Genomic DNA, 22,023 nt, shown 5'->3' with positions numbered 1-22,023 from the left:
TTGCTGGCGTTCTAGTCGAAATTTTGGGGAAAACCAATGCGTTTTGTGTCTTTCAGGCCGGCATCCTGCGTGCTCGCCACCGCTGCGCTTCTGCTGGTCGCCGCCGCGCCTGCGCAGGCGCAAACCAGAGCGGAGACGTTGCGCTACGTCACCGGCGCATCCGTCAACACGCTCGATCCCAACATCCCCGGTTCGACGCGCGAGTCCTTCGCGCTGAGCATGAGCACATATGATCGGCTGGTGGCGTTCGGCCGCAAGCAGCTCAACGGCAAATGGGTGTTCGATCTCGACAAGATCACCGGCGAGCTCGCTGAATCCTACGACGTCAGCCCCGATGGACTGAAGCTGACGTTCCGCCTGCGCAAGGATGCCAAGTTCCAGGACGGCTCGCCTGTCACCGCCGAGGACGTCAAATGGTCGCTCGATCGCTGCGTCAGCGCGCCGATCCTCGGCAAGGCACAATTGCTGACGGGATCACTGACGTCCGCCGACCAGTTCAAGGTGATCGATCCCCTCACGATCGAAGTGACGCTGCCAAAACCCGATAAGCTCGCGCTGCCGAATCTCGCCACGGTCTACCCGCTGATCATCAACTCGAAAGTCGCCAAGGAGCATGCGACCCCGGAGGATCCCTGGGCCACCGCCTGGCTGAAGGAGCACACTGCCGGCAGCGGTGCTTATGTGATCGAGAGCTTCAAGCCCGGCGAGCAGGTCATCGTCAAGCGCAACGAGGACTGGAACCGTGGCTCGCCCGACAAGCCGGCGTTTTTCAAGCGCGTGATCGTGCAGTCTGTGCCTGAGCCCGCGACCCGCGCCAATCTGGTCGAGCGCGGCGACGCCGATCTCGTCGTCGATCTCCAGGCCAGCGACGTGCAGTCGCTGGAGGCCAAGGGCAAGCTCAAGGTGATCTCGACACCGCAGTACAATTCGATCACCTTCGTCTCGATGAACAACCAGATCCCACCGTTCGACAATGTCAACGTCCGCCGTGCGGTTGCCTTCGCTCTGCCCTACGAGGACATGTTCAAGGCGGCGCTGTTCGGTCGCGGCGCGCCGCTGTTCGGTGCGAATTGGCCGGACGGCAAGCCGCTGAACGGCATCTATCCGTTCCAGGCGCCGCTGAAGACCGATCTCGACAAGGCGAGGGAGTATCTGAAGGCCGCAGGACTCTCCGAGGGTTTTTCGACCACCTTCAGCTTCAACGTCGGCCAGGCCTCGACCGCGGAGCCGATGGCCGCCCTCGTGAAGGAATCGCTTGCCAAGATCGGGATCAAGGTGGACATCCAGAAGCTGCCGGATGCGCAGATGTCGACACAGATCAACGAGAAGAAGCTGCCCTTGTTCACTGAAGGCATCGTCGCCTGGCTGCCCTCGACCGATTACTTCTACCGCAACTTCTACACCGGCAATCAGCGCTGGAATTACAGCTCGATCAACAATCCCGAACTGGCTACGATCGCGCAGGAAGCGCGCTTCGAGCCCGACAAGGCCAAGTATGAGGAGGCCGGTCGCAAGCTCAACGCGATCCATTTCAGCGAAATGCCGCAGATCCCGCTATGGCAGCCGAACCAGGACGCCGTGATGGCGTCGTCGATCGAGGGCTATACCTACGAGTTCCACCGCCAGGTCGACTACCGCGACGTCAGTCGCAAATGACACCCGCAAATTCGAGGAGCTCTGAAAGGTGATGACCGGACTTGGTGCAACAATGGCGCGGGCGGGCAGGCGGCTTCTGTCGTCGCTGCCGGCGCTGTTCGGTGTGCTGGTCTTCACCTTTCTCCTGATGCGGGTCCTGCCCGGAGACCCCGCCGTGTTCTTCGCTTCGGGGCCCAACGCCGGCAAGGAGGAGATCGAGCAGATCCGCAAGCAGATGGGGCTCGATAAGTCCGTGCCGGAGCAACTCGTGTTCTATCTGTCCGATATCGGCCGCGGCAATCTCGGCCGCTCCATGATGACCGGCCAGCCGGTCCTGAAGGACCTTCGCGAACGGCTGCCGGCCTCGCTCGAACTCACCTTCACGGCGCTCCTGATCGCGCTGATCGCGGCGGTGCCGCTCGGCGTGGTGGCGGCGCTGCGACCGGGATCGCTGGTCGATCACGGCGTGCGGTTGTTCTGCGCGCTCGGTGTCTGCGTGCCGACCTTCGTCTCGGGCCTCTTGTTGATCTATGTCTTCTACTATCTGCTCGGTTTTGCGCCTGACCCGACCGGGCGGATCGACGTCTTTACGTCGTTGCCGCCGCAGCGCACCGGATTCCTGTCGATCGATTTCCTGCTCGCGGGCGACATCGAGGGCTGGTGGACGGCCTGCAAGCAGTTGATCCTGCCGGCGCTGAGCATGGCTCTGTTCGTCATCGCGCCGCTGGCGCGGATCACGCGTGCTTCGATGCTGGTCTCGCTCGGCAGCGATTTCGTGCGCACCGCGCGCTCGGTCGGATTGTCCTGGCAAAAGGTCGTCGTTACCTATGCGCTGCGCAACGCGATCCTTCCTGTCATCACCATTGCCGGCATCGTGTTCTCGACCATGCTTGGTGCGAATGTCCTGGTGGAGAAGGTGTTCTCCTGGCCGGGCGTCGCCTCCTACGCGCTCGATGCTCTGCTGTCGTCCGACTATGCGCCGGTGCAGGGATTTGTGCTGCTGATGGCTGGCATCTTCGTGATGGTCAATCTCGTCGTCGATATCTGCTACGGCATCGCCGATCCCCGGGTGTCGATCGGATGACCAGCGCAACCCTCCGCCATTCGGTCTGGATTTTGCGCGGCAACCCGCTGACCGGTGTCGCCGCGGCCGGTGTCCTGCTGTTTGTCCTGATCGCGATCTTCGGGCCGTGGCTCGTGCCCTATGATCCCGTCGTCTCCAATGTCTCGGAGGCGCTACAGCCGCCGAGCGCGGCGCATCTCGCTGGCACGGACCAGCTCGGGCGCGACGTGTTCAGCCGCCTCGTCGTTGCGGCCCGGCTCGATCTTGCCATCGCGGTCTCGGCGGTCGGCATCTCCTTCGTGATCGGCGCCGTCGTAGGCTCCTTCTGCGGCTATGCCGGCGGCAGGCTCGACCGCGCGGTCGGCCGCTTCGTCGACGTCATGATGGCCTTTCCGCTGTTCGTGCTGGCGATGGCGATGGTCGCGGCTCTCGGCAACCGGATCGAGAACATCGTAATCGCGACCGCGATCATCAATCTTCCCTTCTACATCCGTTTCGCGCGCGCCGAGGTCAATGTCCGGCGCAATGTCGGCTGGGTGGAGGCGGCGCGCGCCTGCGGCGAGAGCCATTTCTCGGTGGTGCTGCGCTTCCTGCTCCCGAACATCCTGCCGGCGATGGCAGTGCAGATCTCGCTCAATCTCGGCTGGGCTATTCTCAACGCAGCCGGCCTGTCCTTCATCGGTCTTGGCGTCAAGCCGCCGACGCCGGAATGGGGCATCATGGTCGCGGAAGGCGCGCGCTTCATCTCGACCGGGCGGTGGTGGCTGGTGGCCTTTCCCGGCCTCGCGTTGATGATGGCCGTGCTGTGCTTCAACCTTCTCGGTGACGGGATGCGGGACATTCTCGACCCGCGCATGCGCACATGAGCGAGGAACTCCTAGGGATCGAGGATCTCCACGTCTCGTTCTCGACGCGGCGCGGGATAGTCGAGGCCGTGCGCGGGGTCACGATCACTGTCAAGGCCGGCGAGATGCTCGGCCTCGTCGGCGAGAGCGGTTCCGGCAAATCGGTCACCGGCTTTGCCACGACGCGGCTGCTCGACGCAGCCGGGCGCATCACCGGCGGCAAGATCCTGTTTCGCGGGCAGGATGTGACGAAGCTCAGGGGTGACGACCTTCGTCACCTCCAGGGCGCCGCGATGTCGATGATCTTCCAGAACCCGCGGGCAGCGCTCAATCCGATCCGCGCGATCGGCCTGCAGATCGCGGACGCAATCCTCACTCACAAGCGGATATCGAAAGACGCCGCGCGCGCCGAGGCGCTGGAGCTGTTGCGCGCCGTTCAGATCCGAGACCCTGAAACGCGGATGAACGCCTATCCGCACGAGCTCTCGGGCGGCATGTGCCAGCGCGTCATGATCGCGATCGCGATTTCCTGCAATCCCGCGCTGTTGATCGCCGACGAGCCGACGACGGGGCTCGACGTCACCACGCAGAAGGTGGTGATGGACCTGCTGGCGGAGATTGCCGCCGCCCGCGGCATGGCGACGATCCTGATCACGCACGATCTCGGGTTAGCGGCGCGATATTGTGGCCGTATCGCGGTGATGGAGCGCGGCCGCATCGTCGAGGAGGCGAGCCCGAGGACGCTCTTCAGCGCGCCGCAGCACGCCTATACCAGGCGCCTAGTCGCGGCATCGCCCACGGCAACGTCCCGCATCGAAGACCTCGTGACGGAAGAGGAGAGGGAAGGCTACGCGGCGGTTGTCAACAGGCCGAGGCAAGAGCCCGCCCATGGGACTCCGCCGCTGCTGGAGGCGCGCAATCTCGCAAAACGCTTCGACCAGGGCGCCGCGGCGGTGGCGGACTTCTCCATGACGATGGCCGGCGGCGAGAGCGTCGGGCTCGTCGGCGAATCCGGGTCCGGCAAGAGCACGACGTCGCGGATGATCTGCCGCCTGATCGATCCGAGCGAAGGCGACATCGTGTTCGACGGGCAGTCGATCGGCCATGTGGCGTCGCGCGACTTTCACCGCTCGCGCTTCCGCAAAGACATCCAGATGGTCTTCCAGGACCCGAACGAGAGCCTCAACCCGCGCTTCACCGCCTTCGACTGCATCGCCCATCCCTTGATGCGGCTGGATAGCATGCGTGCGGGGGACGCGCTGCGCCAGCGCGTCGAGGAATGCGCCGAGCGTGTGGGGCTGCCGCTGGATCTGTTGCCGCGCTTTCCGCATCAGCTCTCCGGCGGCCAGAAGGCCCGCGTCGGGATTGCCCGCGCCATTGCGTGCCGGCCGCGACTTCTGGTGCTGGACGAACCGACCGCCGCGCTCGACGTCTCGGTGCAGGCGGTGGTGCTGCAACTGCTCGATCGCCTCAGGCGCGAGAACGACATCGCGCTGCTGTTCGTCAGCCACGATCTCAACGTGGTGCGTATGCTCTGCGACCGCACCATCGTGCTGCGCAATGGCGCCATCGTGGAGCAGGGCGAGAGCCGGGCGCTGTTCGATAATCCGAAGACGGACTACACGCGCAAATTGGTCGAGGCGATCCCGCATATCGAGGCCAAACCGATGCTGGCAACCGTTCTTTGAGGTCCAAACCGGCGAAGATGACGACGAGATCCCGCTGGCGAAGGTCCGGTTAGTGGCATACCATTTGCACGCCAATGAGCTCTGGTTTCACCTGTTCTTGGCCAACGATGGCCGGCATCACGGCACTATTGGGAGGATTTCATGGATCGCAGGACCGTATTGAAGGGACTGGCCGGCGCGGGCGGTCTGGCACTGAGCGGCCTCTCGGCGCCGGCGATCGCACAAGGCGCCTCCGCGCGCACCCTGCGCTTCGTGCCGCAAGCGAACCTTGCGAATTTCGACCCGATCTGGGGCACGCAATATGTCGTGCGCAATGCCGCCGCGCTGGTTTGGGATACGCTCTACGGCGTTGATTCCTCGCTCCAGCCGCAGCGGCAGATGGTCGAGTCCGAGGAAGTGACCGACGATGGCACCATTTGGACATTCAAATTGCGGTCGGGGCTCAAATTCCACGACGGCGAGCCGGTGCTGAGCAAGGACGTGGTTGCGAGCCTCAACCGCTGGGCTGCGCGCGATCCCATGGGCCTGATGCTCAAGGCGAACCAGCAGGAGCTCACGGCCGTCGACGACCGCACCTTCAAATGGGTGCTGAAGCAGCCGTTCCCGAAAATGCTTTACGCGCTTGGCAAGAACAATTCGCCTTGCGCCTTCATCATGCCGGAACGCATTGCGCAGACCGACCCGTTCAAGCAGATCGGTGATTATGTCGGCTCAGGCCCGATGAAGTTCGCCAAGGGCGAATGGGTGCCCGGCGCGAAAGCCGTGTTCGAGAAGTTCGCCGACTATGTGCCGCGGCAGGAGAAGGCGTCGTGGCTCGCCGGCGGCAAGCAGATGCTGATCGACCGCGTCGAATGGATCGTGATGCCCGATCCGGCGACCGCCGCGGCCGCGTTGCAGAACGGCGAGATCGACTGGTGGGAGAACCCGATCGCGGACCTCGTCCCAGTCCTGAAGAAGAACAAGAACATCAGCGTCGATATCGGCGATCCGCTCGGCAATGTCGGTTCGTTCCGCATGAACTTCCTGTATCCGCCCTTCAACGACGTGCGGGCGCGGCGCGCGGTGCTGATGGCCATGAGCCAGGAAGACTATATGCGCGCGCTCGTCGGCGACGACAATTCGCTGTGGAAGCCGCTGCCCGGCTACTTCACACCGGACACGCCGCTCTACACCGAAGCGGGCGGCGAGGTCCTGAAGGGCAAGCGCGATCTCGACGCTGCAAAGAAGCTGCTCGCCGAGAGCGGTTATTCCGGCCAGCCCGTGACATGCCTGGTGGCGCAGGACCAGCCGATCACCAAGGCCTTCGGCGATGTGACCGCGGATCTGCTGAAGAAGCTCGGCATGAATGTCGACTTCGTCGCGACCGATTGGGGTACGGTCGGCTCGCGCCGAGCGCAGAAGACGCCGCCCGGACAGGGTGGCTGGAACATGTTCCACACCTGGCATGCGGGTTCGGACTGCATCAATCCGGCGCCCTACACCGCCATTCGCGCCAACGGCGACAAGGCCTGGTTCGGCTGGCCGAACAGCCCCGGCACCGAAAAGGAGGTCACGTCCTGGTTCGAGGCCAAGGGCCTCGAAGAGGAGAAGGCCGCGGTCGCTCGCCTCAACAAGGTCGCGCTCGAGGACGTCGTCTACGCGCCGACCGGGTTCTTCCTCAGCTACACCGCCTGGCGCAAGAACGTCACCGGCATCACGAAAGGGCCGCTGCCGTTCTTCTGGGGCGTGTCGAAATCCGCATGACCCTGCGCTGAAGCCAGATGCTCTCCTACATCCTCCGGCGTATCGCCTCGACCCTGCCAGTGATGGCGATCGTCGCGCTGTTCGTGTTCAGTCTGCTCTACATCGCGCCGGGGGATCCCGCCGTGGTGATCGCAGGCGACCAGGCAAGCCCGGAGGATGTGGAGCGCATCCGTCAGAGCCTCGGCCTCGATCGGCCCTTCCTGATCCAGTTCGGAAGCTGGGTCTGGCGCATTCTGCATGGCGATCTCGGCACCTCGATCTTCACCAATCTGCCTGTTTCGACGATGATCGGGCAGCGTTTGGGGCCGACGCTGTCGCTCATGATCATCACGCTTCTGCTCACGATCGTGGTCGCGGTGCCGCTCGGCGTGGTAGCGGCGTGGAAGGCCGGCAGCTTCATCGACCGCGCCATCATGGCGTTCGCCGTGTTCGGGTTCTCGCTGCCCGTCTTCGTCGTGGGTTATGTCCTCGCCTACGTCTTCGCGCTGGAGCTCGAATGGCTTCCCGTGCAGGGCTATACGCCACTTTCCCAGGGCGTCTGGCCCTGGCTGCAAAACCTGATCCTGCCGGCGGTCGCACTCGGCTGTGTCTACATCGCGCTCGTCGCGCGCATCACGCGCGCCACCATGCTCGAAGTGTTGCAGCAGGATTATATCCGCACCGCGCGCGCCAAGGGCCTCGGGCAGGGCGGCGTCCTGTTCATCCACGCGCTGAAGAACGCGGCGGTGCCGATCGTCACCGTGATCGGGATCGGCATTGCGCTCCTGATCGGCGGCGCGGTCGTCACGGAAAGCGTGTTCGCCATTCCCGGCCTCGGCCGGCTCACCATCGACGCGATCCTACGCCGCGATTATCCCGTCATCCAGGGCATCGTGCTGCTGTTCAGCTTCGTCTACGTCCTCGTCAATCTGATGATCGACGTCATCTATACGCTCGTTGACCCGAGGATCCGCTATTGACCGACACGACCGTCAATCCGCAAACGCTGCCAACGGGTTTCGTCCTCGCGCCGCAGCTGCCCGAAATCCTCCGGCCGGTCGCGATCCGGCGCGGCTTCATCGGACTGCTGCGCGGCCATCCCACCGTTGCGATCGGCGGCACGTTGTTGCTGACGCTCGTCCTGATCGCGATCTTTGCGCCTTATCTCGGAACGGTGGATCCGACCGCACTCGCGCCGGCCAAGCGGACCCGCGCACCGTCTGAGCTTTACTGGTTCGGCACCGACGTCCTCGGCCGCGACATCTATTCGCGCGTGCTGTTTGGCGCGCGCGTCTCGCTCACGGTCGGGCTCTCCGTTGCGATATTCGCCTCCGCGGCCGGTCTCGCCATCGGCATCGTCTCCGGCTTCATCCGCTGGGCCGACGGCATCTTGATGCGCTTCATGGACGGCCTGATGTCGATCCCGCCGATCCTGCTGGCGATCGCATTGATGGCGCTGACGCGCGGCAGCGTCGGCAACGTCATTCTCGCGATCACTATTGCTGAGATTCCGCGCGTCTCGCGCCTCGTGCGCAGCGTCGTGCTGTCGTTGCGCGAGCAGCCTTACGTGGATGCGGCGGTGGCTTGCGGCACGCGCACACCGATGATCATCCTGCGCCACATCCTGCCCAACACGGTGGCGCCGATGCTGGTGCAGGCGACTTACATTTGCGCCAGTGCGATGATCACGGAGGCGATCCTGTCCTTCATCGGCGCGGGCACGCCGCCGACCATTCCGTCCTGGGGCAATATCATGGCCGAGGGCCGCGCGCTGTGGCAGGTCAAGCCCTACATCGTGTTCTTTCCGGCGGCCTTTCTGTCCGTCACTGTGCTCGCCGTGAACCTGCTCGGCGATGGCCTTCGCGATGCGCTCGACCCGCGCATGGCCAAGAGCCTCTGATGTCTAGGGGCTGATCGCGATGGCATTGCTCGAAGTCGAGAATTTGCAAACCCACTTCCGCACGCCCAGCGGCATCAACCGCGCGGTGGAAGGCGTGTCGTTCCATGTCAACGAGGGCGAGACGCTCGCCATCGTCGGCGAGTCCGGCTGCGGCAAGTCGGTGACCTCGATGTCGCTGATGCGGCTGATCCCCGAGCCGCCCGGCAGGATCGCCGGCAGCATCCGCTTCGCGGGCAGGGACCTGCTGCAACTGTCCGATCGCGAGATGCGCGCGATCCGCGGCAACGACATCTCGATGATTTTTCAGGAGCCGATGACCAGCCTCAATCCGGTCCTGACCGTCGGCCGTCAGATCCGCGAGACGCTGATGATCCACCAGGGCCTCGACAAGCAGGCCGCCGAGGCGCAGGCGATCGAGATGCTGATCCTCGTCGGCATTCCCGAGCCGAAGCGTCGCGTACGCGAATATCCGCATCAGCTTTCCGGCGGCATGCGCCAGCGCGTCATGATCGCCATTGCACTCGCCTGCAACCCAAAACTTCTCATTGCCGACGAGCCGACCACCGCGCTCGACGTGACGATCCAGGCGCAGATCCTGAAATTGATGCTTGATCTCAAGCACCGGGTTGGTGCTGCGATCATCCTGATCACCCACGATCTCGGCGTCGTCGCCGAGATCGCCGAACGCGTCATGGTCATGTATGCCGGCCGCAAGGTCGAGGAGGCCCCGGTGGCGGAACTATTCCGTTCGCCGCGTCATCCCTATACGCAGGGCCTGCTCGGCGCAGTGCCGCGGCTCGGCTCGTCGCTGACCGGCACCACGAGACGGCTGGCCGAAATCCCCGGGCAGGTACCTGATCTGCGCAAGCCCATCGTCGGCTGCGTCTTCGCCGGTCGCTGCGCGCTCGCGACCGATCTCTGCCGGCAGTACGCGCCGGGGCTCGAAGAGAAGGGGCCACGTCACGTCGCGGCCTGCCACTATGCGGCCAAGGGAGCGGTCGCGGCATGAGTCCCCCGCTGCTCCAGGTCAACGACCTCAAAAAGCACTTCCCGGTCAAAAAGGGCCTGTTCAGCCGCAGATCCGAATGGGTCTATGCGGTGGACGGCGTGTCGTTCGAGATCGCGCGCGGCGAGACGCTGTCGCTGGTCGGCGAATCCGGCTGCGGCAAGTCGACGGTCGGCCGCGCCATTTTGCGCCTGTTCGACATCACCTCGGGGCAGGTCATTCTCGACGGCCAGCGTATCGACGACGCGGCGCCGGCCACGATGCGCCAGATGCGCCGCCGCGTGCAGGTGGTGTTCCAGGACCCGTTCTCGAGCCTCAATCCGCGCATGCGTGTGCGCGACATTCTGGCCGAGCCGATCCGCAATTTCGGCCTCGCCAAATCCGCGATCGACCTCGAAACCCGGGTCACGGCGCTGATGGACACCGTGCGCCTGCCGCGCGAGGCTTTGAACCGCAGGCCGCACGAATTCTCCGGCGGCCAACGCCAGCGCATCGGCATCGCGCGGGCGCTGGCCGCCGAGCCCGAGCTGATTGTCTGCGACGAGGCGGTCTCGGCGCTCGACGTCTCGGTCAAGGCACAGATCGTCAATCTCTTGCAGGACCTCCAGAACGAGTTCGGCCTGGCGCTGCTGTTCATCAGCCATGACCTCGCGATCGTCGAGCACATGACCCATCGCGTCGCGGTGATGTATCTCGGCAAGATCGTCGAGGTGGCGCCCCGCCGCGAGATCTTCGCCGCGCCAAAGCATCCCTACACCAAGGCGCTGCTCTCGGCGGTGCCGCTGCCCGAGCCCGGCGCTGAGCGCAATCCCATCATCCTCAAGGGAGACGTGCCGAGCCCGATCAATCCGCCCAGCGGGTGCCGCTTCCACACCCGTTGCCCCTACGTATTCGATCGCTGCCGGGCCGAGGAGCCGACATTGCGCGCGGCCGGAAGCGAGCAGTGGGTAGCTTGTCATCTTGAGGATGGTGCGACGGTGACGAGCGGCTAGCCGTTTGGGCGGCGCCAAAGCTCTGGATCGAGGCGCAGGGGCGGCCATCGGCGATGATGGCACTTTGCTCCTGTTTTGCCCGACGAGTCAAACAGCGTTGCGGTTTGCATCGGCCGCTTTGCCTTCCGAGCTAAGTCGTTGATTGCGCTATCGCCGGCTACTGTGCATGGGGTTGTTTTCGCGCTTTTGGTTTTGGCCGGCGTCAGCCTTGGCGGCGCAGGAAGCCCGTGATCGCGACCTTTTCCCAGATGCCCGCCGCGGCGAAGGGATCGGCTTTGTTGAACGCTTCGACCTCGCTGCGGCCCGGCGCCTCGATCAGGAACAGGCTGCCGATCATCGTCTGATTGTCGTCGGAGACCAGCGGTCCCGACATCACGATCTTGACGCCGAAGCGCGAGGTGTCGCTCAGGAAAGCCTTGTGGGCGTCGTAATTGGCGAGCCGGGTCGGCAACGCCCCGGCGCGGTCGAGGGCGTGGATGGCGAACAGCATGATGGTCTCCGTTTATGTGTCCGTTTCTTGGGACGGCCGCGGCTGCGGCCGTCCGGGCTTGTCGTGATGGGTGCGCTGACTTACTTGCCGCCGAGCTTGCTGGCTTCTTCGAAAGTCGGGCAGCTCTGTTGCTCCAGCGGCACGTCGAACGGCTGGTAATTGTCCTTGGTGATGACGGTGGGCTTCAGCACGATCTCGGCAATGACGGGCTGGTTGCGCAAGGAGCGGATCGCCATCATGGTGCCAAGGCATCCCTGAAAGAACCCGTTATAGTCGCCGCTGGCGAGCAGCTTGCCGGACTTGATCGCGTCGATCGCCTCCTTGGTGCCGTTGATGCCGATCACCTGGGCCTTGCGGTTGGCGCCGTCGAGCGCTTCGATCGCGCCGACCGCCATGGCGTCGTTGGCGGCGAGGACGCCATGGATCTGCGCGTTCGATTGCATCAGATTTTCCATCACCTGGAGCGCCTGGAGCCGCTGGTAATTGCCGGGTTGCGAGGCCAGCAGTTTTGCGCCGGCGTTTTCCTTCAATGCGTCATTGAAACCGCGGACGCGGTCGACATTGGTCAGCGAGCCCTTGACACCCTCAATGATGACGATATTGCCCTTGCCGCCGAGCGTCTTGAGCAGGAAGCGCGCGGTCTCGAGCCCGAGGCTGTAATCATCGGCGCCGACGAAGGACAGGAACTTGCCGCCGGCGGAGCGATCGGTGATGTTGACGACGGGGATCTTGGCTTCGTTGATCTTTTCGACGCCCGGCACCATCGCCTTGTAGTCGACCGGCGTGAAGACGATCGCGCTGGGCTTCTTCACCACGACGTCCTCGATCTGGCTGAGCTGTTCGGGGATGCTGTCGGGCTTGGTCGGGATGTACTGCAGCGTTTTCGCGTTCAGCGTTTTTGCCATGTTGTCGGCGCCGACCCGCACTGTCTGGAAGAACGGGTTGGTCTGGTTCTTGGTGAAGACGGCGATGGTCTCGCCGTCGGCTCGCGCTGGCGTGGTGAACGCGGCCGCCATCAGCAGCGGCAGCGCCAAATAACCCAGTGTCTGTTTCATGTTGCCTCCATCCCTCGTTTTGCTTGTTGGTAGTTCAAGAACTCATTGCGCGCGGCGGCGGGTCTTCATGTCGAGCCAGACCGCCAGAATGACGATGATGCCGGTGACGAGCGGCTGCCAGTTGGCGCTGACCGACAAGAGGTTCATGCCGTTCAGCACCAGCGTCAGGATCAATGCGCCGATGAAAGTGCCGAACACAGTGCCTACGCCGCCGAACAGCGAGGTGCCGCCAATCAGCACGGCGGCGATCGCGGGCAGCGTCAGGCTTTCGCCGATGTCGGCCTCGGCCGAATTGAGCCGCGACAGGAAGATGATCGAGGCGAGCCCCGCCATGGTGCCGGAGACGGCGTAGACGAGCAGCAGGCGCCGTGCGACCGGAATGCCGGAGAGGCGCGCTGCGACTGGATTGGCGCCGATCGCATAGATCTCCTGGCCCCAGATCGTTCGCTGCGCAAACAGCGTTCCGATCCCGAGGAACACCAGCAGCAGATAGACCGGGATAGGCAGGCCGAATAGATAGCCGCTGCCGATCTGGCGAAAGCCTGCCGGGAAGCCGTGAAGGGTTTCGCCCGCCATGTACCAATAGGTGAGGCCGTTCAGCACCCAGAGCATGCCGTAGGTGGCGATGAACGAGGGGATGCGCAGCGCGGTGACCATGATGCCGTTGAGGAGGCCAACGATGCCGCCGCAGGCGAGCCCGGTGAGGATGCCGAGCGCCGGCGAGCCGGTCTTGTGGATCACGGTCCCGGCGATACAGGCCGACAGCGCGACATTGGCGCCGACGGAGAGATCGAGGCCCGCGGTCAGCACCACCAGGGTCAGGCCCGAGGCGATGAAGAAGGTCAGGCTCGCCTGCCTGAGCACATTGAGGATGTTGCCGAGGCTCAGGAAGGAATCGCTGAGCACGGCGAGCACCGCACAGATCAGCAGCGCCGCGAGCAGGCGATAGAACGCCTGGATCGCGTCCTGCGACAGGAACGAGCGGGGCGGCGCGATGGCGTCTTTGCTGATGTCGGTCATGCGCGGCTCCGCAGGCCGTCTAGGAAGAGGGCAACGATGACCAGGACGCCGACACTTGCGACTTGCACCGAGGACGGCAGCGAGATCAGGTTCAGCCCGTTGCGCAGCACGCCGACCGAGATCACGCCGAGCAATGTGCCGAGCAGCCAGCCATTGCCGCGCTCGAACGAGGTGCCGCCGACGGCGACGGCCGCGATCGCATCGAATTCGAGACCGAGGCCGGCAGTTGGATGCCCGGAATTCATCCGCGCTGTCATCAGCAGGCCGGCGATGCCGGCCATGGCGCCGCCGATCGCATAGACGACGATCAAGAGCCGGTTCGGCGAGAGGCCGGCATAGCGCAGCGCCTCCCGGTTGCCTCCGAGCGCGAAGATGTAGGTGCCGAAGCGGGTATGATAGAGCAGGCCGTGAAACGCCGCATAGGTCACCAGCGCCATCACGATCGGCACGGGAATACCCAGCAGCGTCGCCGAATAGATGTCGCGCACGCTGTGGGGAATGCCGACCACGCTCTGGCCGTCGCTGACGATCAGCGACAGGCCCTGCGCCATGCCGAGCGTGCCCAGCGTCGCGACGAAGGGCGGTATCCCAAGGATTGCAACCAGCCAGCCGTTGACGGTGCCGAAGGCCGCGCCGACGAGAAGCCCGGCGCCGAGGCCCAGCAGCATCGATTGGGTCGCGAGCGATACGATCGCGACGCAGAGCGAGGTCAGCGTCAGCACCGCGCCCATCGACAGGTCCAGCCCCTCGGTCATGATGATCAGCGTCATCGGCAGCGCGAGCATGGTCAGGATGGTCGACTGCACCAGCACGTTGGAGAGGTTGGCGACGGACAGGAATCCGGGCGCGATGGCGCCGAACACCGCGACCAGCAGCACCAGCACGATGGCGACGCCGGGAATGCGTTGCAGCGGATTGGATGGTGAAACGACCGCGGCCTCACGCATGATGCATCCCCAGTCGCACGATGTTCTCCTCTGTCAGCTCGCTGCGCGCCAGGTGCCCGGCAATGCGCCCCTCGCGCATGACATAAGCACGGTCGCAGACATGGCAGATCTCGACCTGTTCGGATGAAATCATCAGCGCCGCCGCGCCTTCCGCGACAAGGCGGTCGATCAGGGCGAAGATTTCAGACTTGGCGCCGACGTCGATGCCTCGGGTGGGCTCGTCGAAGATGAAAAGCTTTGAACCGGCGGCGAGCCATTTGCCGATCACGACCTTCTGCTGATTGCCGCCCGAAAGCAGGCCGACGATCTGGCGCGCGCCCGGCGTCGCAATGCGCAACTGCCGGATCAGGCCCTCGGACGTGCGCTGCGCACGGCGCTGGTCGAACAGACCGCTCGGGAACAGCTTTCGCAGCGCCGACACGACGAGATTGTCGCCGACCGACCGCAACAGCGCGAGGCCCTCGCTCTTGCGGCTCTCCGGGATCAGCGCGATGCCGCGGCGGGCGGCGAGGTCCGGTTCGCCGGACATGGCCTTTCCGTCGAAGATGATCTCGCCTGCACTCACGGGATCGGCACCGAAGATGGCGCGGGCGACCTCGCTGCGGCCGGAGCCAACCAGCCCACACAGGCCGACGATCTCGCCCCTGCGCACCTCGATGTTGATGTCCGAGATGCCGGTGGAGGCGCTTAGGCCCTTGACCTCCAGCAGCACTTCGCCGGGCTCGTCGGCAAAATTGCGCGGATAGGTCATGTCCACGTTGCGGCCGACCATCATGCGGACGAGCTGGTCCGGCGTGACGTCTGCCGGGCGAACGCCGTCGATGCGGCGGCCGTCGCGCAGCACGGTGATGCGGTCGCCGAGCGCGAACACCTCGGCCATGCGGTGCGAAATGTAGACGATCGAGACGCCGTCGGCCTTCAGCCGCGCGATCAGTGCGAACAGCAGCTCGGTCTCGCGATCGGACAGCGCCGCGCTCGGTTCGTCCATCACGAGGATGCGGGCGTTCTGGCTGATCGCTTTCGCGATCTCGACCATCTGCTGCTGCGCCACACCCAACTTGTCAACAATGGTGGAGGGATCGATCTCGAACCCAATCATACCGAGCACGCGCGTTGCGTCAGCCAAGATCTTGCGGCGGTCGATCGTGCCGGGGATGCGGCCCTTTGGCTCGCGGCCGAGGAAGATGTTCTGGGCGATATCGAGATGGGGTACGAGCGAGAACTCCTGGAAGATCACGGCAATGCCGAGCTTCTGCGCATCCGCGGTCGAATTGATAGCGACCTTCTCGCCCTCATGGTAGAACTCGCCGGCATCGGCGCGGTAGGCTCCGCACAGCACCTTCATCAGGCTCGACTTGCCGGCGCCGTTCTCCCCTAACAGCATGTGGACTTCGCCGGGGAAGACGGCAAAGGACACGTCGTCCAGCGCCTTGACGCCGGGGAACTCCTTGCTGATGCCGCGCAGCTCCAGCAACGGAACAGGGGAGGAGGTGTCGGCAGTTAATGCGGCGGTGCTCATGCGCGCGCTCCGCTTGCAAAGATCTTTCCGGGGTTCATCAGTCCGCCAGGATCGAGCGCGGTCTTGATCGACCGCATCACGTCGACAGCTTCGCCGAGCTCGTCGGTGAGATAGTCGATCTTGCCGAGCCCGATGCCGTGCTCGCCGGTGCAGGTGCCGTCCATGGCAATGGCACGGGCGACCATGCGGGCCTGCAGCGACTTGGCGCCTTCGACTTCCTCCGATCTTGCGGGATCGATCAGGATCAGCATGTGGAAATTGCCGTCGCCGACATGGCCGACGATCGGGGCGACAAAACCATGCTCGTCCGCGTCACGCCGGGTCTCGGTGAGGCATTCCGCAAGCCGCGAGATCGGCACGCAGACATCGGTGATCACGGCGCGCGCGCCGGGGCGCAAGCCGAGGCCCGCATAGAGCGTGTTGTCGCGGGCGTGCCAGAGCCGGCTGCGATCCTCCGGCGCCTTCGCCCAGGCGAAGCCGTGACCGCCATGATCGGAGGCAATGGCCTGCGCGGCCTCGGCCTGCTCGGCAACGGACGTCTCGGAACCGTGGAATTCGAAGAACAGGGTCGGGGCTTCGCGATAGCCGAGCTTCGCATAGGCGTTGATACCGCGCATCATGACGTCGTCGAGCAGCTCGATGCGTGCGACGGGGATCGCCGACTGGATCACGGAAATCGCGGTGTCGACGGCATTTTTCAGTGTGTCGAAGCTGCACACCGAGGCCGAGATCGCCTGCGGGACGGGATGCACCTTCAGCGTGATCTCGGTGATGATTCCGAGCGTGCCCTCGGCGCCGACGAACATGCGCGTCAGGTCGTAACCGGCGGCCGACTTGCGCGCGCGTCTGGCGGTGCGGATGACGCGGCCGTCGGCCAGCACCACCTCCAGCGCCATGACGTTGTCCTTCATGGTGCCGTAGCGCACCGCCATCGTGCCGGAGGCACGCGTGGACGTCATTCCGCCGATCGAGGCGTCGGCGCCGGGATCGATCGGAAAGAAAAGTCCGGTGCCGCGCAGCTCCGCATTGAGCTGCTTTCGCGTGATGCCGGGCTGCACCACGACGTCCATGTCGCTGTCGTGCACGGTCAGCACCTTGTTCATGCGCGCGAAGTCGAAGCAGACCCCGCCGGCGACCGAGGCCGCATTGCCTTCGAGCGAGGTCCCGGCGCCGAACGGCACGATGGGCATATTCGCGCCGGCGCACAGCTCGACGATCTCGGCGACTTCCTGTGTCGTCTCGGGGAAGACGACGATGTCGGGCGGCAGAATGCGATAATGCGACTCGCTCTGCCCATGCTGGTCGAGCACGCCGCGCGCGACGCTCGCGCGCGGTCCGATCATGCCTGTGAGGCGATCGGCCAATATGCTCGTGCTGACCCGCGGTTCCATCCTTGCTCCCTGTCTAGCCCCTGTTGTCGGACTCTTGTCTGGTCCGCCGTCGTTCAGCTTAAGCGGCTCTTGCGCTGCTCGCGACCTGCTTCAGGCCGAAATCATAGTTGAGATGAAAATACTCGCTGTCTGCCATGCGACCATCCGGCGCACGGCCGGGCGGGCAGCGCACAAAGTCGCGGATCAGGCTGTCCTTGACCCCGAACACCACGTCAGAGTCGAGATACTGGTCGCCGGCGACGAACACATGGGTCACGAGCTGCTCGAAGCCGGGCGTCGAGATCATGAAATGCACATGCGCCGGGCGCCAGGGATGGCGGCCCTGGACTTCCAGCATGTCGCCGACCGGGCCGTCATGCGGGATCGGATAGGCGGCCGGCTTGACGACCAGAAGTTGAAGCGGCCGTTCTGGTCGGTGTGGAAGCGCGCGCGCATCGCGAGATCGCCGATCTTGTCGAGCTGCTGCACATCGTAATAGCCGTCATCGTCGGAATGCCAGACGTCCACGACGGCGCCGGCGAGCGGCCGTCCGTCGACGGATGACACCGAGCCGGTGACGAGCATCGGATCGCCCTCCATGGGACCGGAGATGTCCTCGCCGTTGCTTTTCTCGGGCGATGCCTGCACGAAGAACGGACCGAGCACCGTGGTTTCGGTTGCGCCTTCCGGCACCGGATGGTTGATCGCGTCGACCAGCATGGAGACGCCGAGCGCGTCCGAGAGCAGGATGAACTCCTGGCGCTTGTCATCGCACATGTGGCCGGTGCGGGTCAGGAAGTCGATGCCGTAGTCCCATTCCTTCTGGGACGGTCGCACCTCGCGGACGAAGGCATGAAGGTGGCGCACCAGCGCTTCGCTGACCTCTTTGATCCGCGGATCGCTCGCGCCCGCGATCCGCTCCAGCACCGCGTCCGTGATCGTGTTCTCGTTGAAATTGCGCATAGTTGGCTCCGTGAATCAGAGTTTGGGCTCGCCGAGGCCGGACAGCCGCTCGATGTGCTTGACCGTCGCGATGAAATCGGCGTCGCCGTCGCCCCGGGCGACCAGCGAGCCATAGGTCTCGCGCACTTGGGCTGCGAGCTGAAGCGGCACGCCGACGGCGTGGCCGGCGCCGAGGATCAAGTCGAGATCCTTGGCCATCTGCTTGCAGGAGAAGGTCGAGTCGAAATTGCGGTGACGCAGCGGTGCGGTCTTGTACTTCACCATCGGTGAGGCCACAGCGCTGTCGTCGAGAACTCTCAGAATGTCCTGCCAGCCGATGCCGCCCTTGCGCGCCAGCGCTAGGCTCTCCGCCATCATTGCCGCCGACACCGCGATCATCAGATTGACCGCAAGTTTCGCATATCGGGCCTCCTCGCCAGGCCCGAGATAGGTCTGGGCGCGTGTAAAGGCGGCGAACAGCGGCTTTGCGTTTTCGTAGGCCTCCTTCGGACCCGAGACAAAGCAGCTCAGCGCGCCGGTGTGGACGATGCTGGCATTGCCCGAAACCGGCGCACGCAGGTAGAAGACACCGCGCGCCTGTGCGGCTGCGTCGACTTCAGCAGACGCCTCGACGCTCACGGTGCTGGTCTCGATCAAAACGGTTTTGGGCGCCATCGCGGCGATGGTGCCGGTGGAGCCGAGCAACGCGCCGCGCAAGGCGGCGTCATCGGGCAAGGACGTGACGATCGCGGCCTTGCCGCCCACGGCCTCGGCCGGTGAAGCGGCAATCGAAATGCCTTGCGCGCGCGCCTCGTTGAGCCGCGCGTCGTTCCGGTCGAACGCGGTCACGGCGAAACCGGCCTTGGCGACGAGCGCCGACATCGGCAGGCCCATCTTGCCGATCCCGATGAATGCGATGTTCTTCGTAGCGTCTGTCATTGTCGTTGTCCTTGACACCCTCAGGCGGCGTGTCCCTGTCGTTCGATGTCGTGCACCAGGCGCCGACCGGATTGCACGAGCAGTTGCTTTTTCGCCTCCAGACCGTCGGCCAGCAGCCGTCCATTCCGCTTCTTCCACACGCCGCCGATCATCACGGCCTCGATATTGGCGAGGCTCGTCTGCATCACCACGGTGGAGACGGGATCGTGCACCGGGACGAGGTTGAGATCGCTGGCATCGATGATGACGAGGTCGGCGAGCTTGCCCGGCGTCAGCGCGCCGATCTGGTCCTCGCGGCCGAGCATGCGGGCGCCTTCCGTCGTGATCCAGCGCAGCGCCTCGCGGACGGGGATCGTGGTCGTCGCCGGAATGGTGCCGCTGGCCTTGCGCGCCTCCGCATTGTCGAGCGACCGCTGCATCGACAGCGCAACGCGCGCGGCGGAGAAGAGATCGCCGGCGAGCACGGATTCCAGATCGATGCCGATGGTCGGCCGCACGCCGCGCTTGAGCAGCCGTCCGGTGATGGGAAAGCCGTGGCCCTGGATCATCTCGTTCTCCGGCGTCACCGAGAAGGAGATGCCGAGATCGACCATCCGGTCCAGAAGATCGTCCGGCAGATCGTTGCCATGGACGATATTGATTCCGGCGCCGACCAGGCCCGCCTCGATCAGCTTCTCCCAGCCATCAGGCGTCTTGGCCGGGCCGCCGCCCTGATGCATCGATGCGATCAGCTTGAGCTCGCGCGCCAGGCGGAAATCGTGCATGGCGACGTCGAGCGTCGAATAGTGCGGGCCGAGGATGGCGAGCCCAAGCGTGACGAGGCCGTCGCGGTCGGCGAGGGGCCCGGCCAGCAGCCGCTCGACCTCACGGCGTGGATGCGGGATCTCCGAGAAATGCGGCTCGCCCGGTTTCGGCTCGGGTTTTGGCGAGCCGTGGAAGAAGGCCGCGCGGATGCCGCTCTCGATCAGGCCGCGCACGGCGGCGTCGGTATGATCGGGCGTCGGATTGTTGTGGCACCAGTCCACCAGCGTGGTGGTCCCTTGATTGATCTGGTTCAGCGCGCCGACCAAGGTCGCGATATGGATGTCCTCGGGCCGGAAGACCGTTGCGAGCCCGGCATGCATGCGGCGGAAATATTCCAGCAGCGTCCAGTTGGCGGCATAGCCGCGCAGGCCCGTCTGCCAAGTGTGCATATGCGCGTTGATCAGGCCTGGGATGACGATGCGCCCGGTGCCGTTCACGATCTCCGTTTCGGCCGCGCCGCCGCCGATGTCGATCGATGGACGCACGTCAACGATGCGGCTCCCCTCGATCAGCACGTCGCCGCCAGGTAAATCGCCGATCGAATCATCCATGCTGATGATGACGGCGGATTTGATGAGCGTGCGCCGCATCGAATCAAGCCGTCACTTTGTTGGCGCCGGGCGGCTCGCCGGCCCAGGCGCGCGCGATCAGGTCGCGGATGGCGTCGCGTTCGAGCGGGCGCGGATTCCAGTAGGCATTGGTGACGGCGAGGTCGGCAGCCTTGTCGATGCCGCCTTCGGGCATGCCGATGTCGCGCAGTGCGGCCTTTGCACCCAGCCGCTTCGCGAGCTCGAAAAGTCCTTGCGATGCATCGGCGGCGCCGATCGCGCGTGAGATGCGCGCCATCGCATCGGGCACGGCGGGCGTTGTAGGCCAGCGCGTGCGGCAGCACGATGGTGTGGGTCTCGGCATGCGGCAAGTCGAAGGTGCCGCCGAGCGTGTGGCAGAGTTTGTGATGCAGCGCCATGCCGACGGTGCCGAGGCAGACGCCGCACAGCCAGGCGCCGTAGAGCGCTTCGGTGCGGGCCCCGCGGTCGTCGCTCTTGGCGGCGATGGCGGGCAGGGCACGTGCCAGCGCGCGAATGCCTTCTTCCGCCATCAGCGACGTCACGGGATTGGTGTCGCGCGCGTAGAGCGCTTCGACCGCATGCGCGATCGCGTTGATGCCGGAGGTAGCAGCCAGGCTCGCCGGCAGAGTCAAAGTGAGATCGACATCGTAGATCACGGTCTCCGGCAGGATGGCGGCGTCGCGTACCGTGGTCTTCAGGCCATTCTCGGTCTGGCCGACGATCGGCGTCATCTCCGAGCCGGCATAGGTTGTGGGAATGCAGAGCTGGTTGATTCCGGTGCTCAAGGCGAGCGCCTTGCCGAGGCCGGTCGTGGATCCGCCACCGAGGGAAATGACGCAGTCGGCCTCGCACGCCTTCATCGCCGCGAGCGCCCGCGCCGTGACCTCCACCGGCGTATGCATGGTCGCGCCCGGAAAGATGCCGGCGTAGAGCGGACCGAGCGCCGCGCCCAGGCTCTTGCCTTGCGCCTCCTGTTGCGGCGTCGTCAGCACCAGCGCGCGCTTGCCGCCGAGCCGCTCGACCTCGGCCTTCGCCAAGGCAAGCGTTCCGCTGCCGAACACGACGCGGCAGGGCAGGTTTTCGAAGGTGAACGTACCGATCATGCGCCGGTCTCTTTGATGGGATAATCGACCTGGAAGCGCCCGATCCGCAAGTCGCCCAGCGCCTCGCGTACGCGCAAATGTTCCGGGTGGGTGGCGTAGGCCGCAAGTGCAGCGTGGTCGGTGAATTCGGAGAACAGAACGACATCGCAGGCGTAGTCGACATCGCTGACATCGAGGCCGACTTCGATGTGGGTGAGGCCGTCGATCCGGCCGCGCAGGCCCTCGAACAGGGTCTTGACCTTGACCCGGGCGGCGGAACGCTCCGCTGGCGTCTCCCCGCGCAGTCGCCACATCACGATGTGTCTGATCGGGCCCGACATTCCCTGTTTCCTCGCCTGCTATCTTGCTTGTGTTCTGGCCATTTTGGCTTGCGGAATGCGGAAATAAAGGTCAATAATCGCAACTCTCTTTTCC

At 64.8% G+C, this 22,023-nt stretch carries 18 protein-coding genes and 2 pseudogenes; 9 read left to right on the top strand and 11 right to left on the bottom strand.

All coding sequences use genetic code 11. The features are described 5' to 3' along the window. Window positions 1-36 precede the first annotated feature (36 nt). The 9 genes from IVA88_RS05725 to IVA88_RS05685 all read left to right on the top strand — a co-directional run bounded on the left by IVA88_RS05725 (window position 37) and on the right by IVA88_RS05685 (window position 10,851). Entirely contained in the window at window positions 37-1,656 is a 1,620-nt protein-coding gene (locus IVA88_RS05725; protein ID WP_247496313.1) for an ABC transporter substrate-binding protein, read from the top strand. A gap of 31 nt (window positions 1,657-1,687) precedes the next feature. Next, window positions 1,688-2,719, top strand: a complete 1,032-nt coding sequence (locus IVA88_RS05720; protein WP_247496312.1) for an ABC transporter permease — start codon at window positions 1,688-1,690, stop codon at window positions 2,717-2,719. Then, a complete protein-coding gene (locus tag IVA88_RS05715) occupies window positions 2,716-3,564 on the top strand; it encodes an ABC transporter permease (RefSeq protein ID WP_247496311.1) in 849 nt (282 codons plus the stop codon). The genes IVA88_RS05720 and IVA88_RS05715 overlap by 4 nt, the downstream gene beginning before the upstream one ends. Further along, window positions 3,561-5,231 (top strand): ABC transporter ATP-binding protein, encoded by a 1,671-nt coding sequence (locus tag IVA88_RS05710; RefSeq protein WP_247496310.1) that lies wholly within the window; start codon window positions 3,561-3,563, stop codon window positions 5,229-5,231. Before IVA88_RS05715 ends, IVA88_RS05710 begins: the two co-directional genes overlap by 4 nt. Window positions 5,232-5,372: 141 nt before the next feature. After that, window positions 5,373-6,974, top strand: coding sequence for an ABC transporter substrate-binding protein (locus IVA88_RS05705; protein WP_247496309.1), 1,602 nt, complete (start codon window positions 5,373-5,375; stop codon window positions 6,972-6,974). Between the two features lie 17 nt (window positions 6,975-6,991). Next, window positions 6,992-7,933 carry an ABC transporter permease gene (locus tag IVA88_RS05700; protein WP_247496308.1) on the top strand — a complete coding sequence of 314 codons (942 nt, stop codon included), beginning with the start codon at window positions 6,992-6,994 and terminating at the stop codon, window positions 7,931-7,933. Next, window positions 7,930-8,853 (top strand): ABC transporter permease, encoded by a 924-nt coding sequence (locus IVA88_RS05695; RefSeq protein WP_247496307.1) that lies wholly within the window; start codon window positions 7,930-7,932, stop codon window positions 8,851-8,853. Before IVA88_RS05700 ends, IVA88_RS05695 begins: the two co-directional genes overlap by 4 nt. A 19-nt stretch (window positions 8,854-8,872) precedes the next feature. After that, complete coding sequence (locus IVA88_RS05690; RefSeq protein WP_247496306.1) at window positions 8,873-9,862, top strand: ABC transporter ATP-binding protein; 990 nt, start codon at window positions 8,873-8,875, stop codon at window positions 9,860-9,862. After that, window positions 9,859-10,851 (top strand): oligopeptide/dipeptide ABC transporter ATP-binding protein, encoded by a 993-nt coding sequence (locus IVA88_RS05685; RefSeq protein WP_247496305.1) that lies wholly within the window; start codon window positions 9,859-9,861, stop codon window positions 10,849-10,851. Before IVA88_RS05690 ends, IVA88_RS05685 begins: the two co-directional genes overlap by 4 nt. Window positions 10,852-11,053: 202 nt before the next feature. Here the strand turns inward: IVA88_RS05685 and IVA88_RS05680 are convergent, their stop codons facing one another. The 11 genes and pseudogenes from IVA88_RS05680 to IVA88_RS05630 form a co-directional block, all read right to left on the bottom strand. Next, the gene (locus IVA88_RS05680) at window positions 11,054-11,341 is read right to left on the bottom strand and encodes a YciI family protein (RefSeq protein ID WP_247496304.1); all 288 of its coding nucleotides are present in this window, start codon (window positions 11,339-11,341) and stop codon (window positions 11,054-11,056) included. A gap of 80 nt (window positions 11,342-11,421) precedes the next feature. After that, on the bottom strand, window positions 11,422-12,396 hold the full coding sequence (locus tag IVA88_RS05675) for a sugar ABC transporter substrate-binding protein (RefSeq protein WP_247496303.1): 975 nt from the start codon (window positions 12,394-12,396) through the stop codon (window positions 11,422-11,424). Between the two features lie 42 nt (window positions 12,397-12,438). Then, window positions 12,439-13,416, bottom strand: coding sequence for an ABC transporter permease (locus IVA88_RS05670; protein WP_247496302.1), 978 nt, complete (start codon window positions 13,414-13,416; stop codon window positions 12,439-12,441). Next, entirely contained in the window at window positions 13,413-14,363 is a 951-nt protein-coding gene (locus IVA88_RS05665; RefSeq protein ID WP_247496301.1) for an ABC transporter permease, read from the bottom strand. The genes IVA88_RS05670 and IVA88_RS05665 overlap by 4 nt, the downstream gene beginning before the upstream one ends. Further along, entirely contained in the window at window positions 14,356-15,882 is a 1,527-nt protein-coding gene (locus IVA88_RS05660; RefSeq protein ID WP_247496300.1) for a sugar ABC transporter ATP-binding protein, read from the bottom strand. The genes IVA88_RS05665 and IVA88_RS05660 overlap by 8 nt, the downstream gene beginning before the upstream one ends. Continuing rightward, entirely contained in the window at window positions 15,879-17,273 is a 1,395-nt protein-coding gene (locus tag IVA88_RS05655; RefSeq protein WP_247496299.1) for an FAD-linked oxidase C-terminal domain-containing protein, read from the bottom strand. Before IVA88_RS05655 ends, IVA88_RS05660 begins: the two co-directional genes overlap by 4 nt. A gap of 58 nt (window positions 17,274-17,331) precedes the next feature. Then, window positions 17,332-18,215, bottom strand: a pseudogene (locus IVA88_RS05650) (intradiol ring-cleavage dioxygenase). A 15-nt stretch (window positions 18,216-18,230) separates the two neighbouring features. Further along, on the bottom strand, window positions 18,231-19,133 hold the full coding sequence (locus tag IVA88_RS05645; protein WP_247496298.1) for an NAD(P)-dependent oxidoreductase: 903 nt from the start codon (window positions 19,131-19,133) through the stop codon (window positions 18,231-18,233). A gap of 20 nt (window positions 19,134-19,153) precedes the next feature. Then, window positions 19,154-20,527, bottom strand: a complete 1,374-nt coding sequence (locus IVA88_RS05640; protein ID WP_247496297.1) for an amidohydrolase family protein — start codon at window positions 20,525-20,527, stop codon at window positions 19,154-19,156. Between the two features lie 4 nt (window positions 20,528-20,531). Then, window positions 20,532-21,609 (bottom strand): annotated as a pseudogene (locus tag IVA88_RS05635) (maleylacetate reductase). Beyond that, window positions 21,606-21,929, bottom strand: coding sequence for a Dabb family protein (locus IVA88_RS05630; RefSeq protein ID WP_018458706.1), 324 nt, complete (start codon window positions 21,927-21,929; stop codon window positions 21,606-21,608). The pseudogene IVA88_RS05635 and the gene IVA88_RS05630 overlap by 4 nt, the downstream one beginning before the upstream one ends. Window positions 21,930-22,023 lie beyond the last annotated feature (94 nt).

It is taken from the genome of Bradyrhizobium sp. 149 (assembly GCF_023073915.1).
In the GTDB taxonomy this organism is placed as follows: Bacteria; Pseudomonadota; Alphaproteobacteria; order Rhizobiales; family Xanthobacteraceae; genus Bradyrhizobium.
Note: the sequence above shows the minus strand (reverse complement) of the source record. Positions and strands in the feature narration are given on the sequence as shown.